The sequence below is a fragment of the Streptomyces sp. NBC_00239 genome (assembly GCF_036194065.1).
GTDB lineage: Bacteria > Actinomycetota > Actinomycetes > Streptomycetales > Streptomycetaceae > Streptomyces.
On sequence record NZ_CP108095.1, the window covers coordinates 6,324,726 to 6,338,679 of the forward strand.

Consider the following 13,954-nt stretch of genomic DNA (forward strand, 5'->3'; position numbering starts at 1 on the left):
CGGACCGCACCCGCGCCGTCCGGACCGCACCCGCGCCGTCCGGACCGCCACCCGTACCGGCCGGCCCCTCACACCCTCCGAGCTGCGCGTCGGCCAGGGCGGCCGGCACCGAGGGATCCAGCGAGTCCAGGTCGCCGACGGCCTCCGCGTAGCCGCCCGCTTGCAGGGACTCCGCGAGGAGCCGCCGAGCCGCCGCCTCCGGCGCGTCCGCGGCCAGTTGCCGCAGTGCCTGCGCCCGCTCGCGCGGGCCCGGGACCTCCGCGACCAGCTCACCGGCCCGGACGGTGTCGCCCAGGGACACCAGGGCCGACACGACCGCCGCGAGCGCCTGCGACCGCTCGTCGTGGTTCGAGATGCCCCGTGCGGTGCCAGCCCTCCGCGCGGTACCGGTCGGACCGGGCGTGCAGCCGCTCCAGGCACGCCCCGCCAGTTCCGGCTCGCGCCCGCGCAGCTCCGGCGGGGCGATCCGTTCGACCTGCCGCAGGTAGCCGCTGCGCACCTGCGGCTCCGCTGCGACGGTGACGTCCCCGTGCACGATGCCCGAGACGGCGCCCCCGCCGCCGAGTGCCCGCGCCGCCCCGGTCCGGGCCGCGGCGAGGGCCGGCCCGTCCCCCCGCTGGATCATCCGGCCGGTATCGTCGACGGCTCCGACAGGCACCGGGGAAACGCGAAGAACCCCAGCCGGAGCTGGGGTTCTTCAGTGGTGTCCGAGGGGGGACTTGAACCCCCACGCCCGATAAAGGGCACTAGCACCTCAAGCTAGCGCGTCTGCCATTCCGCCACCCGGACAAGGTGTCTGTCTCGCGTCCCTTCCGGGCCGCTCCGACGAAGAGAACATTACCAGGGTTTCGGACTGCCTCGATCACACCCCCTGACCGGCGCGGACGGGCCTTGGGCGGAGCGCGTCGGGAGGCGAGGATGGGGGAGGACTGTGAAGAACGGCTGACGAAGCGGGAGGAATCAGCGTGAGCGATTCGAACACGGGCAGGACCGGGTCCGGCGAGGACGAGGTCGTCGGGCTCTGCAGTGACCTCATCCGGATCGACACCAGCAACTACGGCGACCACTCCGGGCCGGGGGAGCGCAAGGCGGCGGAGTACGTCGCGGAGAAGCTCGCCGAGGTCGGCCTGGAGCCGCAGATCATCGAGTCCCACAAGGGCCGCGCCTCCACGGTGGCCCGCATCGAGGGCGAGGACCCCTCGCGGCCGGCGCTGCTCATCCACGGCCACACCGACGTGGTGCCGGCCAACGCGGCCGACTGGACGCACCACCCGTTCTCCGGCGAGGTGGCCGACGGCTGCGTCTGGGGCCGCGGCGCGGTGGACATGAAGGACATGGACGCGATGACCCTCGCGGTCGTACGGGAGCGGATGCGCAGCGGTCGCAAGCCCCCGCGCGACATCGTCCTGGCCTTCCTCGCCGACGAGGAGGCGGGCGGCCTGTACGGCGCCCGGCACCTGGTCGACAAGCACGCCGGCCTGTTCGACGGCGTCACGGAGGCCATCGGTGAGGTCGGCGGCTTCTCGTTCACCGTCAACGAGAACCTGCGCCTCTACCTGGTGGAGACCGCCCAGAAGGGCATGCACTGGATGCGGCTCACGGTGGAGGGCACCGCCGGCCACGGGTCGATGACGAACAACGACAACGCGATCACCGAGCTGTGCGAGGCGGTGGGCCGCCTCGGCCGGCACACCTGGCCGGTGCGGGTGACCAAGACCGTCCGGTCGTTCCTGGACGAGCTCTCGGACGCGCTCGGCACCGAGCTCGACCCCGAGAACATGGACGAGACCCTCGCCAAGCTCGGCGGCATCGCCAAGATGGTCGGCGCCACGCTGCGCAACTCGGCCGCGCCGACGATGCTCGGCGCCGGCTACAAGGTCAACGTGATCCCCGGCGAGGCCGTGGCGCACGTGGACGGCCGCTTCCTGCCCGGCTACGAGCAGGAGTTCCTCGCCGACCTGGACCGGCTGCTCGGCCCCCGGGTCAAGCGCGAGGACGTGCACGCCGACAAGGCCCTGGAGACCGGCTTCGACGGCCGGCTGGTCGACGCCATGCAGACGGCCCTGGTCGCCGAGGACCCGATCGCGCGCGCGGTGCCGTACATGCTCTCGGGCGGTACGGACGCGAAGTCCTTCGACGACCTCGGCATCCGCTGCTTCGGCTTCGCGCCGCTGCAGCTGCCGCCGGAGCTGGACTTCGCGGGCATGTTCCACGGCGTCGACGAGCGGGTGCCGGTCGACGGCCTGAAGTTCGGCGTACGCGTTCTGGACCGATTCATCGACAACTGCTGAAACCTCGTGCAGGTGTGCGCAATCCACTGAGAAGAGTGAATGCGCTCATACGCTCGTAGCCCTGGTGGCACCTCCTCGTTACTGGTGATGCGGTCCGCGGCTGGGACCGCATTGCCTACTAGGAGGAATGATGATCAAGAAGGTTGCCGCCGTCGCGGCCGCCACTGGTGGCCTGGTTCTCGCGGGTGCGGGGCTGGCTTCCGCCGACGCCGGCGCCCAGGGTGCTGCCATCGGCTCCCCCGGCGTGCTCTCGGGCAACGTCGTCCAGGTCCCCGTCCACGTTCCCATCAACGTGTGCGGCAACACGGTCAACGTGATCGGCCTGCTGAACCCGGCCTTCGGCAACACCTGCGTCAACGCCTGATTCTGACGCCGATTCACACCCTTCCGAGGGTATGGGTCCCCGGCCCCGGAGTGCGCGATCCGCGCTCCGGGGCTCCGGGGTTTCGGCGTACGAGCGGGGGAGCCCGTGCGCCGGTGCACGCACGAAGCAAAAGATGCAGCAGGGGGTAAGCACATGCGACAGGTCACCAGGATCACCAGGGTCACCCGGAAGACGCTGATCACCGTGGCGGCCGCGGGAGGTGTCCTCGCTCTCGGCGGGGGATACGCCCAGGCCGACGCCGGCGCCGCCGGGGGCACGTCGGACTCGCCGGGCGTACTGTCCGGCAACACCGTCCAGGCGCCGGTCCACGCACCGGTCAACGCCTGCGGGAACACCGTCTCCGTGATCGGGATCCTCAATCCGGCCTTCGGGAACCACTGCGCGAACACCGGGGACGGCCGCCACGGCCGGCCGGGCGCGCAGGCCCAGGGGGGCGCACACGATTCGCCGGGCGTGGGATCCGGCAACACCGTCCAGGCGCCCGTCGAGGTGCCGGTGAACGCCTGCGGGAACACCGTCTCGGTGGTCGGGCTCCTCAACCCGGCCCTCGGCAACGACTGCGCGAACACCGCCCACGGCAAGCCCGGCCACCCGGGCACGCCGGGCAAGCCGGGACACCCGGGAACACCCGGCAAGCCCGGCCACCCCGGTACGCCCGGAAAGCCGGGACACCCCGGTGAGCCCGGCAAGCCCGGCCACCCGGGAACGCCGGGGAAGCCCGGACAGCACGCTGAACCCGGCAGGCCCGGTCACCCGGGTACGCCCGGACAGCCCGGCAAGCCCGGCACCTCGGGCACGGGCACGGGCGAGGGGGCGCACGGCTCGGACGCGGGCTCCCGCGGCGAGACGGTGACGCGGGGCGGCGCCCTCGCGCACACCGGCGCCGACGGCGCCCTCGGCGTCGTCCTGCCCATCGGCGGCGGCATGCTGCTCGCCGGCGCCGTGCTCTACCGGCGCGCCCGCGCCGCCGCCTGACAGCCGGCCGCAGGACACCGCCGGCAGGTTCCGGACGGCCGGGCCCCGCGCATCCCGCGCGGGGCCCGGCCGCTCACCATGTGGGACGCAGCTGGCGGATGATCCGGCGGCGCAGCCGCACCCGGCGGCTGCCGTCCCGGCGCAGCGTCAGCCGGTCCAGCTCCCAATTCCCGTACTCCGCATGGTCGGTCAGCAGACGGGTCGCCTCCTTGCGCGTCACACCGCGGGGCACGTACACGTCGACAAATTCGTATTCCGGCATCGCATCTATTGTGCGCGCAGCGACCAGGTACGGATAGCGTCTGCACTATGTCTGATGTCGCTCAGCCCACCGCTGCCGAGGTACGCGCCGCCGCCGAGGCGATCAAAACCGCGCTGGACCGCCACCTGGCGGCGGTCGAGCGCCGGACCGGGGACGATGACCCGGCTGTCTACGCCGCGTTCAACGAACTGGCCGCGGCTGCCGAGGAATACGATGAGCTCCTCTACGACCGCTACGACGAGGTCACCCCCTTCGAGATCCCGGCCTCCGGAGAACCGGGCCGGTACAGCGGCCCGGAGGAGCCCGGCGTCTTCAGCGTGATGATCCGCCGCGACTACGTCGTCGCGGACCCGCAGCGGTTCGTCGCCCACGCCGAAATGGTCGCCGCCGCCGACCCCGACCACGGCCACGCCATGAACAACCCGGGGACCGCCGACGCGCTCGGCGTCCTCTTCAGCGAATACGAAGCCGACGAAATCGCCAGCCGCCACCAGGAGTTCGGGCTCGCGGAAGGCGACTCCACCCTCTGGATCGTGACCTCGGAAGAGCCCGCCGAGCCCGGCGAATGGCTCGGCGCACCCTTCGACCACCCCGACTTCGATCACGTACTGCACCGCTTCGAGGCCAGCTCCGTGTTCACGGGCCGGCTCAGCCAGAGCTTCGACTACGACGTCGAGGAGGAGGAAGGCGACGAGGATCTGGAGGTCCTCGACTCGGGCCGCGCCTAGCCGCCGGCCCGCGGCCGGGCCGGGAGCCCGTACCGCGCCGCACGACCGTCCCGTCCACCGGCACGCCCGCCGCTCGCCCGGGCGGTCCTCCTTCCGGAGGGCCGCCCGGGCGTCGTCACGTCCGCGCCCGGGTCATGGGATCAGAGCCGGTCGTCCGCGGCCGCCGCGGCCGCCAGGGACCGCAGCAGGTCCGTCAGCCGCGTGGTCCGCGGCCGCGCCGGGACCTCCGCCACGGCCCGCGGCAGCGCCTGGTCCACCCCGTGCACCACCGACAGGTGCCGCTCGGCGCGGCCGAACGCCGTGTACACCCAGTCCCGCGCCAGCGCGTCCGCGGCGTCCCCGGGGAGCACGACCACCACGGCCGGCCAGCGCGCGCCGACGGCCTGGTGCGCGGTCACGGCCCAGCCGTGCCGGACCGCCGTCTCCACCTGTTCCCGCGGGACGACGACCGGCTCACCCGCGCACTCCAGGTGCAGGCCGGCCGCATCGGCCGTCACCACCCGGCCCGGGCGGGCCCGCCCCGGCGCGGGCACGTACACGATCCGGTCCCCGGGGTCGAAGCCGCCGAACCGGCCGGGGCCGGGGTTCAGCCGCTCCTTGAGGGCCGCGTTGAGCGCGCGGGTGCCCGCCGAGCCGCCGTGTCCGGGCGTGATCACCTGGGTGTGCCCCGGCTCGATGCCGAACGCGCGCGGCACCGAGTCCGCGACCAGTTGCACCGTGCGGTGCACCGCCTCCCCGGCGTCGCGCACCGGGACGATCACGACCTCCTTGCCGGGCGCCTCGACCTGGGTCAGCTCGCCGATGCCGATCCCCGAGACCAGTTCGCCCAGCGGACCCGGGTCCGGGGTGCGGGACGCCAATTGGGGGCAGGCCCGGGAGGCCAGCACATCGCCGAACACCCGCCCCGGGCCCGCCGCGCCCAGCACCGCCGGGTCGCCGCTGAGCACCAGCCGGGCCCCGTCCGGCACCGACTCCACCAGCGCCGCCGCCGTGTCCACGTCCAGCTGCGGGGCATCCAGCACCGCCAGCAGGTCCAGGGCGAACGCGCCGTCGGCGTCCCGGCCGGGCCCCTCCGAGCCGTCCAGGAGACCCGCCACGGTCACGGCGGCGCCCTCCGGCAGCCCGGTGGCCGCCCGCGCCCGGCCGTCGCCGGTGTGCACGGCCGCGTACGCGCGCAGCCCCATCCGGTGTGCGGCCGCCACCAGGGCCAGCGGCTCCGCGCGGGCCGCCTCGGCGCCGGTGTGGGCCACCAGGCCGTGACCGGCCGCCGTCCGGATCAGCTCGGCCGCCGAGGGGCCGGGGGCGGCCTCGGCGGCCTGCTCCCAGAGTTCCGGCCGGTCGTGGTCCGCGCCGCCGTTCTTGCCGAAGGTGCTGAGCAGCCGGGCCAGGCCGTCCGCGAGGCTCTCCTCGGCGAGCGCGTGCCCCTCCAGGCCGACGAGCACCCGGACGGGCTCCGGGGGGCCGCCGTCGCCGGTGGCGCCGGTTCCGGATCCGGCTTCGTCCGTGCCCTGGGGGGCCGCGGTGTCCGCGTACTCATCCCCGTCCTCGTCGGATTCCGGGAACACCAGTACCGCGCCGTCCGAGATGGCGGCCTCCAGCGCCTCGTCGGCGTCCGGTACGCCGTACCGGCCGAGCGCGCCGGTCAGCACCGGAACCTCCAGTGCGGTGTGCCCCTTCAGCGCGGCCTGTGCCAGCAGCCAGCCGACCAGGGCGACGGACCGGCGCTCGTCCCCGGGACCGCACTGATCGCCCAGCAGCGCGCGTGCGAACCCGTCGGCCTGCGAGGGCCGTACGCCGGGCAGTTCCAGGAGCCGCCACGGGTCCTGGCGCAGCACGTCGGCCGCGCCCTCGCCGAGGGTCGCCGCGGCCGGGCCGGCCAGTGCCGCGGGGGCGCCGCCGGCCGTGAGCACGGAGCGTACGGCCGCTACGAGGTCGTCGGCGGGTGCGGGTGCGGGTGCGGGTGCGGGTGCGGGTGCCGGGGTGGGGGCGGGTGCCGGGCTCGGCGGGGGCGTGGTGGGGGCGGCCGGCCGGCGCGGGGCCGGGGCCTGACGGCCGTCGAAGGACCGGGTGTCGGGCTGCCGGCCGCCCTCCACGGCCCGTACGGCGGCCAGCAGCTCGGCCGCCGTGCCGCTCAGCTTCGCCCCGGCTTCGACCGGGGCGGCGCGCTCGGCCTTCCGGCGGGCGATTCGCTCGCGCTCGATGCGTTGGGCCGCGAGTTCGGCGGCCGCCTCGCTCAGGGCCGTCGCCGTATCGGCGCCGTTCGCGTCCGTCGGCCCGGCCGGGGGCTCCGCGCCTTCCGCTGCCGCGTCGGCACCGGGCTCCGCCCGGTCCTGCGCCTCAAGCGCCGGCGGGGCTGGATCGGTCTCCGGTTCCTCCGTCGGGTCGGCGTCGGGCGTCTGCGGGGCGGGCGTGCCATCCGCTGCCGCGTCGGTGCCGGGTTCCGCCCGGTCCTGCGCCTCAAGCGCCGGCGGGGCTGGATTGGTCTCCGGTTCCTCCGTCGGGTCGGCGTCGGGCGTCTGCGGGGCGGGCGTGCCTTCCGCTGCCGCGTCGGTGCCGGGTTCCGCCCGGTCCTGCGCCTCGAACGCCGGCGGGGCTGGATCTGTCGTCGGCGGGGTCGGCTCCGTCGCTGGTTCTGCCGGGCCGTTTTCCGCGCCTTCGGCGGGGGCTTCGGCGGGGGTGCCCGGGGGGGCCGGTTCCGCGTCGGGCCCGCTCTTCGCGCCTTCGGCGCGTTCGGCGCGTTCCGTACTCACAACGTGCTCCAGTCCTGGTCGGGGTAGCGGTGCACGGGCGCCGACACATCGTCCAGCGCCTGGCAGATCTCCTCCGGAAGACTAAGGGCCTCCGCCGACAGTGCCTCCGCGAGCTGGGCCGCCGTCCGCGCGCCGACCAGCGGCGCGGCCACTCCGGGGCGGTCGCGGATCCACGCCAGCGCCACCTGCAGCGGGGTGACCGCGAGCCCGTGCGCCGCCGTCACCACCGCGTCCACGATCCGCCGCGCGGTGTCGTCGAGGTACGGCGCCACGAAACCGGACAGCACCTCCGACGCGCCCCGCGAGCCGGGCGGGACGCCGTCGCGGTACTTGCCCGTCAGCACCCCGCGGCCCAGCGGCGAGGCCGGCAGCAGGCCGACGCCCAGGTCCAGCGCCGCCGGCAGCACCTCGCGTTCCACGCCCCGCTGGAGAAGCGAGTACTCCATCTGGGTCGACGCCAGCCGGGTCCGTACGCCCGGCGCCGCGAGCTGCCAGGTCGCCGCCTTCGCCAGCTGCCAGCCGCTGAAGTCCGCCACGCCCGCGTACCGGGCCCGGCCGCTGCTCACCGCCAGGTCCACGGCCTGCAGCGTCTCCTCCAGCGGCGTGTACGGGTCGAAGGCGTGCACCTGCCACAGGTCCACGTAGTCGGTGCCCAGCCGCGCCAGCGACGCGTCGAGCGCGGCCAGCAGGTGGCCGCGCGAGCCGTCGCAGCGCCGGTCGGCGTCGCGTACGGTGCCCGACTTCGTGGCGATCACCAGGTCGCGGCGCGGCACCAGGCCGCCCACCAACTGCCCCAGCAGGTACTCCGCGTCGCCGCCCGCGTACACGTCGGCCGTGTCGACGAGCGTGCCGCCCGCCTCCCAGAAGATCTTCAGCTGCTCCGCCGCGTCGGACTCGGCCGCGCCGCCGGGGCTCTGGCCCCAGGTGAGGGTGCCGAGCCCGACCCTGGAAACACGCAGGCCCGTTCGGCCGAGATGCCTCTGTTCCATGACCGGTGAGACTACTGGGGCACTGCCGAACGGGGCCCGGGCGCGCTAGAGTCCGCGCAGACCAACGTTACTCATCGGTAAGGGGACGACATGCGGCTCGGCATCAATCTCGGCTACTGGGGCGCGGGCATGGACGCCGACAATCTCGCCGTCGCCCAGGAGGCGGACCGGCTGGGATACGACGTCTGCTGGGCCGCGGAGGCCTACGGTTCGGACGCCCCGACGGTCCTCGCCTGGGTCGCCGCCCAGACCGAGCGCATCGACGTCGGCTCCGCGATCCTCCAGATCCCGGCCCGCCAGCCCGCCATGACCGCGATGACCGCGGCCACCCTCGACTCGCTCACCGGCGGCCGCTTCCGCCTCGGCCTCGGCGTCTCCGGCCCGCAGGTCTCCGAGGGCTGGTACGGCGTGAAGTTCGACAAGCCGCTGGCCCGCACCCGCGAGTACGTCGAGATCGTCCGCAAGGCCATGACCCGCGAGCGGCTCAGCTACGAGGGCGAGCACTGGACCCTGCCGCTGCCCGGCGGCCCCGGCAAGCCCCTCAAGCTCACCGTGCACCCCGAGCGCGAGCACATCCCGCTCTACATCGCGGCCATCGGCCCCAAGAACCTGGAGCAGACCGGCGAGATCGCCGACGGCGCGCTCCTCATCTTCCCGGCCGCGGAGCACCTGGAGGCCACCGCGCTCACCCACATCCGGGCGGGCCGCGAGAAGGCCGGCAAGACCATGGACGGCTTCGACGTCTGCCCGACCGTGCCGCTGGCCCTCGGCGACGACGTGGCCGCCCTCGCCGACATGTTCCGCCCGTACACCGCCCTGTACGTCGGCGGCATGGGCAGCCGCAAGCAGAACTTCTACAACCAGCTCGCGCAGCGCATGGGCTACGAGAAGGAAGCCGCCGAGATCCAGGACAAGTACCTGGCCGGCGACAAGACGGGCGCGGCGGCCGCGGTGCCGCACAGCCTGATCGACTCGACCGCGCTGCTCGGCCCGGTCGAGCGGATCGCGGACGGCATGAAGGCCTACGCGGAAGCCGGCGTCACCACCCTGACCCTGGCCCCGGCGGGCTTCACCCGCGAGGAGCGGCTGGCCGCGCTGCGCGCCGGCGTCGAGGCCATGGAGCTCGCCGGACTCGCCTGAGCCGCCGGCCCCCGCCACACCCCCCACACGCGCCCCGGACACACCCCGGCCGCCGGACTTCGCGTCCGGCGGCCGGATCCGTCTCAGCGGCCGTGGTGGGGGCTCGGGGGGTCCTCCCCGCCACGGCCGTCACTGCCAACAACGCCGCGCGGGCCCGCCGGGTTACGCCCGGCCGGCCGCCCCTTCGTGTCCGTCGTTCGGAGCAGTGCCGCCACCGCGCGGTTGCCCGCCACCGCGATCGGCCTTTGACTCGGTCCGAGGGGGTCCGTAGGAGGTGGCAGTCATGCTCTCGGCCCGAAGTCTGTTCCAGGAGATCGTCGACAACGACGACTCGTTCCAGCTGTTCTGCTCCATCGCCGCCAGCGGCGAATCGCAGGGCGGCTGGGAGAACGCCCGGATCGCCGCCCTCGTCCCGCCGGGCATGGCGGACATGGCCCCGAAGATCACCCGGCACGGCGCCGACGAGGACAAGCACGGCCGGATCTTCCACGCGCTGCTCAAGAAGCGCGGCCTGCCGCCGGTGCCGGTGCCCCCGGAGACCGACTACACGATGCTCCTGGAGCAGCGCGGCATCGGCCTGGCGCACGCCACCCTGCGCGGCGACCGGCCGCTCAGCGAGGAGGACATCGTCGTCTACCTCGCGCACAGCCGCGTCACCGAGCAGCGGGCCGCCGACCAGATGGACATGCTCGTGAGGCACTTCGGGGACCACCCCGAGGTCGGCAAGGCCATCCGCCTGATCAGCAACGACGAGGACAACCACCTCGCGTACTGCCACGAGGAACTCCTGCGCCTCGCCGCCGAGGGCCACGGCCGGACCATCCAACGGGTGCTGCGCGAGAGCGCCCTCGCCGAGATCGTCGTCTACCGCGACGTCAGCCTCGCCGTCATGGCCCACATGGGCCGCCTCCTCGACTGGCCCGCCGCGAAGTCCGCGGTGCTGCGCGCCGGGATCCACGGCGCCTACCGCTGGGAGCGGTTCGCCGGCTGGCACCGGGCCGTCCGCCTGACCATGCCCGAGCGCCGCAACGCACTGGGCGGACCGGCCGTACCCGCCGCCGGCTTCGCCTGACCGGGCCGCGCGCCCCGCCGCCACCCGCCCCCGGAACCCGTACCCGTACGGCGCCCGGGGGCGCGGTCTCACAGCCAGCCGCGCCGCTTGAACAGCCGGTACAGGCCCACGACCGCGCCCGCCATCACCAGCAGCACCACCGGGTAGCCCCACACCTGCCGGCGCTCCGGCATGTGCTCGAAGTTCATGCCGTAGATCCCCGCGACCATCGTCGGCACCGCCGCCATCGCCGCCCACGCCGAGATCTTGCGCATGTCGTCGTTCTGCCGGACCCCCATCTGCGCCAGGTGCGCGGCCAGCGCGTCCGACAGCAGCCGGTCCAGGCCCTCCACGTACTCGTTCGCCTTGGCCAGGTGGTCGGCCACGTCCCGGAAGAACGGCCGCGCGTGCTCGTGCACGAACGGCACCCCCGTGCCCGCCAGCCGCGCCATCGGCAGCGTCAGCGGGTTGGTCGCCCGCCGGAACTCCAGCACCTGCCGCTTGAAGGCGTAGATGCGGGCCGCGGTGTTCTTCGTGTCCGCCGCGTTCGGCGCGAACACGTCCGTCTCCAGCTCCTCCAGGTCGCCCTGGAGCTCGCCCGCCACCTCGATGTAGTGGTCCACCACGGCGTCGCTCACCGCGTACAGCACCGCCGTCGGCCCGTGCCGCAGCACCGCCGGGTCCTCCTCCAGCCGCCGCCGCACCGCGGCCAGCGGCGCCCCCGGCCCGTGCCGGACGGTGACCACGAACGCGTCCCCGATGAACAGCATCAGCTCGCCCGCCGACACCGTGTCGCTCTCCTCGTCGTACCGCACCGGCTTGAGGACCACGAACAGCGAATCGTCGTACACCTCCAGCTTCGGCCGCTGGTGCGCGGTCAGCGCGTCCTCCACCGCCAGCGGGTGCAGCCCGAACTCGCTGCGGACCAGGTCGAACTCCTTCTCGGTCGGCTCGTGCACCCCTATCCACAGGAAGGCGTCACCCATGGCCCGCGCCTCGTCGAGGGCGTCCGAGAAGTCGGCCGGCCCGTCCACCCGGGCGCCGTTGCGGTAAATCGCGCAGTCCACAATCACCCGGGGCATTCTTCCCTGCCACCGCCCGGCCCGCACCCAGGCCGCAGCGCCTACGCTGACCCCCATGGCCACGCTGATCCTCGTACGGCACGGACGTTCCACCGCCAACACCGCCGGACTGCTCGCCGGACGGACCCCCGGCGTCGCACTCGACGAGACCGGCGCCGGGCAGGCCGCCGCGCTCCCCGCCCGGCTCGCCGCGCTGCCGCTGGCCGCCGCCGTCAGCAGCCCGCTCCAGCGCTGCCACGAGACCCTCGCCCCGCTGCTCGCGGCCCGGCCCGGACTGCCCCTGCACACCGAGGACCGCATCGGCGAATGCGACTACGGCGACTGGTCCAACCGCAAGCTCTCCGAACTCTCCGACGAACCCCTGATGAAGGTCGTCCAGCAGCACCCCTCCGCGGCCGCCTTCCCCGGCGGCGAGTCCATGCGCGCCATGCAGCACCGCGCCGTGGAGGCCGTCCGCGACTGGAACACCCGCATCGAGGCCGAGCACGGCGCCGACGCCCTCTACGTGATGTGCTCGCACGGCGACATCATCAAGTCCCTGGTCGCCGACGCCCTCGGCATGCACCTCGACCTCTTCCAGCGGATCTCCGTGGAACCCTGCTCGGTCACCGTCATCCGCTACACCCCCCTGCGGCCCTTCCTGCTGCGCCTCGGCGACACCGGCGGCCTCGACGGCCTGGCCCCCCGCGAAGCCGCCAAAAGCGCCGAAACCGGCGAGAATGGCGGGAACGCGGTCGTCGGGGGTGCCGCGGGCGCGGCGTGATCGAACGGCGCAGTAGGGTGGATGTGCCGAACCGGCCCTGCCACGCCCGCGCCGACCTGCCCTCGCAGCCGATCCCCCTTGGAGACTGGACGTGCCCCGTCAGGTGTTCCTCTACGACCCGCCGGACCGCTTCGTGGCCGGTACGGTCGGCCTGCCTGGACGCCGTACGTTCTTCCTGCAGGCCTCCTCGGGCCCCCGCGTCACCAGCGTCTCCCTGGAGAAGACCCAGGTGGCCGCCCTCGCCGAACGCATGGACGAACTCCTCGACGAGGTCGTACGGCGCACCGGAGGCAACGCCCCGGTGCCCGCCGTCGCACCCCCCGAGGCCAGCGACACCGCCCCCCTCGACGCACCCGTCGACGAGGAGTTCCGGGTCGGCACCATGGCACTCGCCTGGGACGGCGACGAACAGCGCATGATCGTCGAGGCCCAGGCCCTCGTCGAACTCGACGCGGACTCCGAGGAAGACCTCGCCGAAGCCGAGGAGCGGCTCCTCCAGGACGAGGAGAACGGCCCGCCCATGCTGCGGGTCCGTCTCACCGGCGCCCAGGCCCGCGCCTTCGCCAAGCGGGCCCTGGACGTCGTCAACGCCGGGCGGCCGCCGTGCCCGCTGTGCAGCCTGCCGCTCGACCCGGAGGGCCACGTATGCCCGCGCCAGAACGGATACCGCCGCGGCGCGTGACCGGAGACGTCGTGACACCACAGGCAGGGGACACCGAGGAACTGCTCGCCCACGGCGAACTGACCGTGCGCGGGCAGATCCGAGAGGCCTCCAACGCCGTCCTGCGCTGCACCGTCACCCGTGACGGCGCCGCCACCGAATGCGTGTACAAACCGGTCGCGGGGGAGCGGCCGCTGTGGGACTTCCCCGACGGCAACCTCGCCCGCCGCGAAGTCGCCGCCTACCTCCTCTCGCGGGCCAGCGGCTGGGACCTCATCCCGCCGACCGTGCTCCGCGACGGCCCGTACGGCGAAGGCATGGTCCAGCAGTGGATCGAACCCGACCCGGACGCCCCCGACGCCCGCCTGCTCGCCCTCGTCGACGGCGAGGAAGCCGGCGAGGGCTGGCGGCCCGTCGCCTTCGCCGAAGTCGCCGAAGGCCGCACCGCGCTCCTCGTGCACGCCGACGACCAGCGGCTGCGCCGCCTCGCCGTCCTCGACGCCGTGATCAACAACGGCGACCGCAAGGGCGGCCACCTGCTGCCCGCCCCCGGCGGCCGCCTCTACGGCATCGACCACGGCGTCACCTTCCACACCGAGGACAAGCTCCGCACCCTGCTCTGGGGCTGGGCCGGCGAGCCCCTCACCGACGAGGCCGTCGCCATGCTCACCGGCCTCACCGCCGACCTCGCGGACGGCACCCCGCTCGCCACCCGGCTGGCCGAACTGATCACCCCCGCCGAGCTGGCCGCCGTACGGGGCCGAGTGGCGCAGCTGCTGCGCACCGGGCGGCACCCCGAGCCCTCCGGGCAGTGGCCCTCGATCCCCTGGCCGCCCGTCTGACGTGCAACGGGGCCGCCACGGCCGGTCACGCACAG

The 13,954-nt window shown here is 74.1% G+C and carries 13 protein-coding genes and 1 tRNA gene; 9 read left to right on the forward strand and 5 right to left on the reverse strand.

All coding sequences use genetic code 11. From position 1 onward, the window contains the following. Nucleotides 1–701: 701 nt before the first annotated feature. Nucleotides 702–789 (reverse strand) — tRNA-Leu (locus tag OG764_RS27790). A gap of 176 nt (nucleotides 790–965) precedes the next feature. Between OG764_RS27790 and OG764_RS27795 the strand changes: the two genes are divergently transcribed. The 3 genes from OG764_RS27795 to OG764_RS27805 all read left to right on the forward strand — a co-directional run bounded on the left by OG764_RS27795 (nucleotide 966) and on the right by OG764_RS27805 (nucleotide 3,651). Then, nucleotides 966–2,291: a M20/M25/M40 family metallo-hydrolase gene (locus OG764_RS27795; RefSeq protein ID WP_328971159.1), complete on the forward strand. Its 1,326-nt coding sequence runs from the start codon at nucleotides 966–968 to the stop codon at nucleotides 2,289–2,291. A 130-nt stretch (nucleotides 2,292–2,421) separates the two neighbouring features. Further along, a complete protein-coding gene (locus OG764_RS27800; RefSeq protein ID WP_328971160.1) occupies nucleotides 2,422–2,655 on the forward strand; it encodes a chaplin in 234 nt (77 codons plus the stop codon). 153 nt (nucleotides 2,656–2,808) lie between these two features. Then, nucleotides 2,809–3,651 (forward strand): chaplin family protein, encoded by an 843-nt coding sequence (locus tag OG764_RS27805; RefSeq protein WP_443056071.1) that lies wholly within the window; start codon nucleotides 2,809–2,811, stop codon nucleotides 3,649–3,651. 73 nt (nucleotides 3,652–3,724) lie between these two features. On the opposite strand, the gene OG764_RS27810 is transcribed toward OG764_RS27805, so the two are convergent. Beyond that, nucleotides 3,725–3,913, reverse strand: coding sequence for a DUF5703 family protein (locus OG764_RS27810; RefSeq protein ID WP_328971161.1), 189 nt, complete (start codon nucleotides 3,911–3,913; stop codon nucleotides 3,725–3,727). A 47-nt stretch (nucleotides 3,914–3,960) separates the two neighbouring features. On the opposite strand from OG764_RS27810, the gene OG764_RS27815 reads away from it, so the two are divergent. Further along, nucleotides 3,961–4,641, forward strand: coding sequence for a hypothetical protein (locus tag OG764_RS27815; RefSeq protein WP_328971162.1), 681 nt, complete (start codon nucleotides 3,961–3,963; stop codon nucleotides 4,639–4,641). A gap of 140 nt (nucleotides 4,642–4,781) precedes the next feature. Here the strand turns inward: OG764_RS27815 and OG764_RS27820 are convergent, their stop codons facing one another. Both OG764_RS27820 and OG764_RS27825 read right to left on the reverse strand, forming a co-directional pair. After that, nucleotides 4,782–7,391, reverse strand: coding sequence for a helix-hairpin-helix domain-containing protein (locus OG764_RS27820; RefSeq protein ID WP_328971163.1), 2,610 nt, complete (start codon nucleotides 7,389–7,391; stop codon nucleotides 4,782–4,784). Continuing rightward, nucleotides 7,388–8,380 carry an aldo/keto reductase gene (locus OG764_RS27825; RefSeq protein ID WP_328971164.1) on the reverse strand — a complete coding sequence of 331 codons (993 nt, stop codon included), beginning with the start codon at nucleotides 8,378–8,380 and terminating at the stop codon, nucleotides 7,388–7,390. The genes OG764_RS27820 and OG764_RS27825 overlap by 4 nt, the downstream gene beginning before the upstream one ends. 90 nt (nucleotides 8,381–8,470) lie before the next feature. Here OG764_RS27825 and OG764_RS27830 point away from each other — a divergent pair, with 90 nt between their 5' ends. Next, entirely contained in the window at nucleotides 8,471–9,520 is a 1,050-nt protein-coding gene (locus tag OG764_RS27830) for an LLM class F420-dependent oxidoreductase (protein WP_328971165.1), read from the forward strand. Nucleotides 9,521–9,803: 283 nt separating this feature from the next. Then, the gene (locus tag OG764_RS27835; RefSeq protein WP_328971166.1) at nucleotides 9,804–10,592 is read left to right on the forward strand and encodes a ferritin-like domain-containing protein; all 789 of its coding nucleotides are present in this window, start codon (nucleotides 9,804–9,806) and stop codon (nucleotides 10,590–10,592) included. A gap of 68 nt (nucleotides 10,593–10,660) precedes the next feature. On the opposite strand, the gene OG764_RS27840 is transcribed toward OG764_RS27835, so the two are convergent. Beyond that, nucleotides 10,661–11,653: a magnesium and cobalt transport protein CorA gene (locus OG764_RS27840; protein WP_328971167.1), complete on the reverse strand. Its 993-nt coding sequence runs from the start codon at nucleotides 11,651–11,653 to the stop codon at nucleotides 10,661–10,663. Between the two features lie 55 nt (nucleotides 11,654–11,708). Here OG764_RS27840 and OG764_RS27845 point away from each other — a divergent pair, with 55 nt between their 5' ends. From OG764_RS27845 to OG764_RS27855, 3 genes are all read left to right on the forward strand, one after another. After that, nucleotides 11,709–12,416 carry a histidine phosphatase family protein gene (locus OG764_RS27845; RefSeq protein WP_328971168.1) on the forward strand — a complete coding sequence of 236 codons (708 nt, stop codon included), beginning with the start codon at nucleotides 11,709–11,711 and terminating at the stop codon, nucleotides 12,414–12,416. A 91-nt stretch (nucleotides 12,417–12,507) separates the two neighbouring features. Beyond that, nucleotides 12,508–13,098 (forward strand): DUF3090 domain-containing protein, encoded by a 591-nt coding sequence (locus OG764_RS27850; protein WP_328971169.1) that lies wholly within the window; start codon nucleotides 12,508–12,510, stop codon nucleotides 13,096–13,098. Beyond that, nucleotides 13,062–13,919, forward strand: coding sequence for an SCO1664 family protein (locus OG764_RS27855; protein ID WP_328971170.1), 858 nt, complete (start codon nucleotides 13,062–13,064; stop codon nucleotides 13,917–13,919). The genes OG764_RS27850 and OG764_RS27855 overlap by 37 nt, the downstream gene beginning before the upstream one ends. Nucleotides 13,920–13,954 lie beyond the last annotated feature (35 nt).

Coding starts and splice junctions, on each gene's coding strand:
- OG764_RS27845 (WP_328971168.1), top strand. CDS start 11,709: ATGGCCACGCTGATCCTCGTACGGCACGGACGTTCCACCGCCAACACC.
- OG764_RS27805 (WP_443056071.1), top strand. CDS start 2,809: ATGCGACAGGTCACCAGGATCACCAGGGTCACCCGGAAGACGCTGATC.
- OG764_RS27810 (WP_328971161.1), bottom strand. CDS start 3,913: ATGCCGGAATACGAATTTGTCGACGTGTACGTGCCCCGCGGTGTGACG.
- OG764_RS27815 (WP_328971162.1), top strand. CDS start 3,961: ATGTCTGATGTCGCTCAGCCCACCGCTGCCGAGGTACGCGCCGCCGCC.
- OG764_RS27830 (WP_328971165.1), top strand. CDS start 8,471: ATGCGGCTCGGCATCAATCTCGGCTACTGGGGCGCGGGCATGGACGCC.
- OG764_RS27855 (WP_328971170.1), top strand. CDS start 13,062: ATGCCCGCGCCAGAACGGATACCGCCGCGGCGCGTGACCGGAGACGTC.
- OG764_RS27800 (WP_328971160.1), top strand. CDS start 2,422: ATGATCAAGAAGGTTGCCGCCGTCGCGGCCGCCACTGGTGGCCTGGTT.
- OG764_RS27840 (WP_328971167.1), bottom strand. CDS start 11,653: ATGCCCCGGGTGATTGTGGACTGCGCGATTTACCGCAACGGCGCCCGG.
- OG764_RS27825 (WP_328971164.1), bottom strand. CDS start 8,380: ATGGAACAGAGGCATCTCGGCCGAACGGGCCTGCGTGTTTCCAGGGTC.
- OG764_RS27835 (WP_328971166.1), top strand. CDS start 9,804: ATGCTCTCGGCCCGAAGTCTGTTCCAGGAGATCGTCGACAACGACGAC.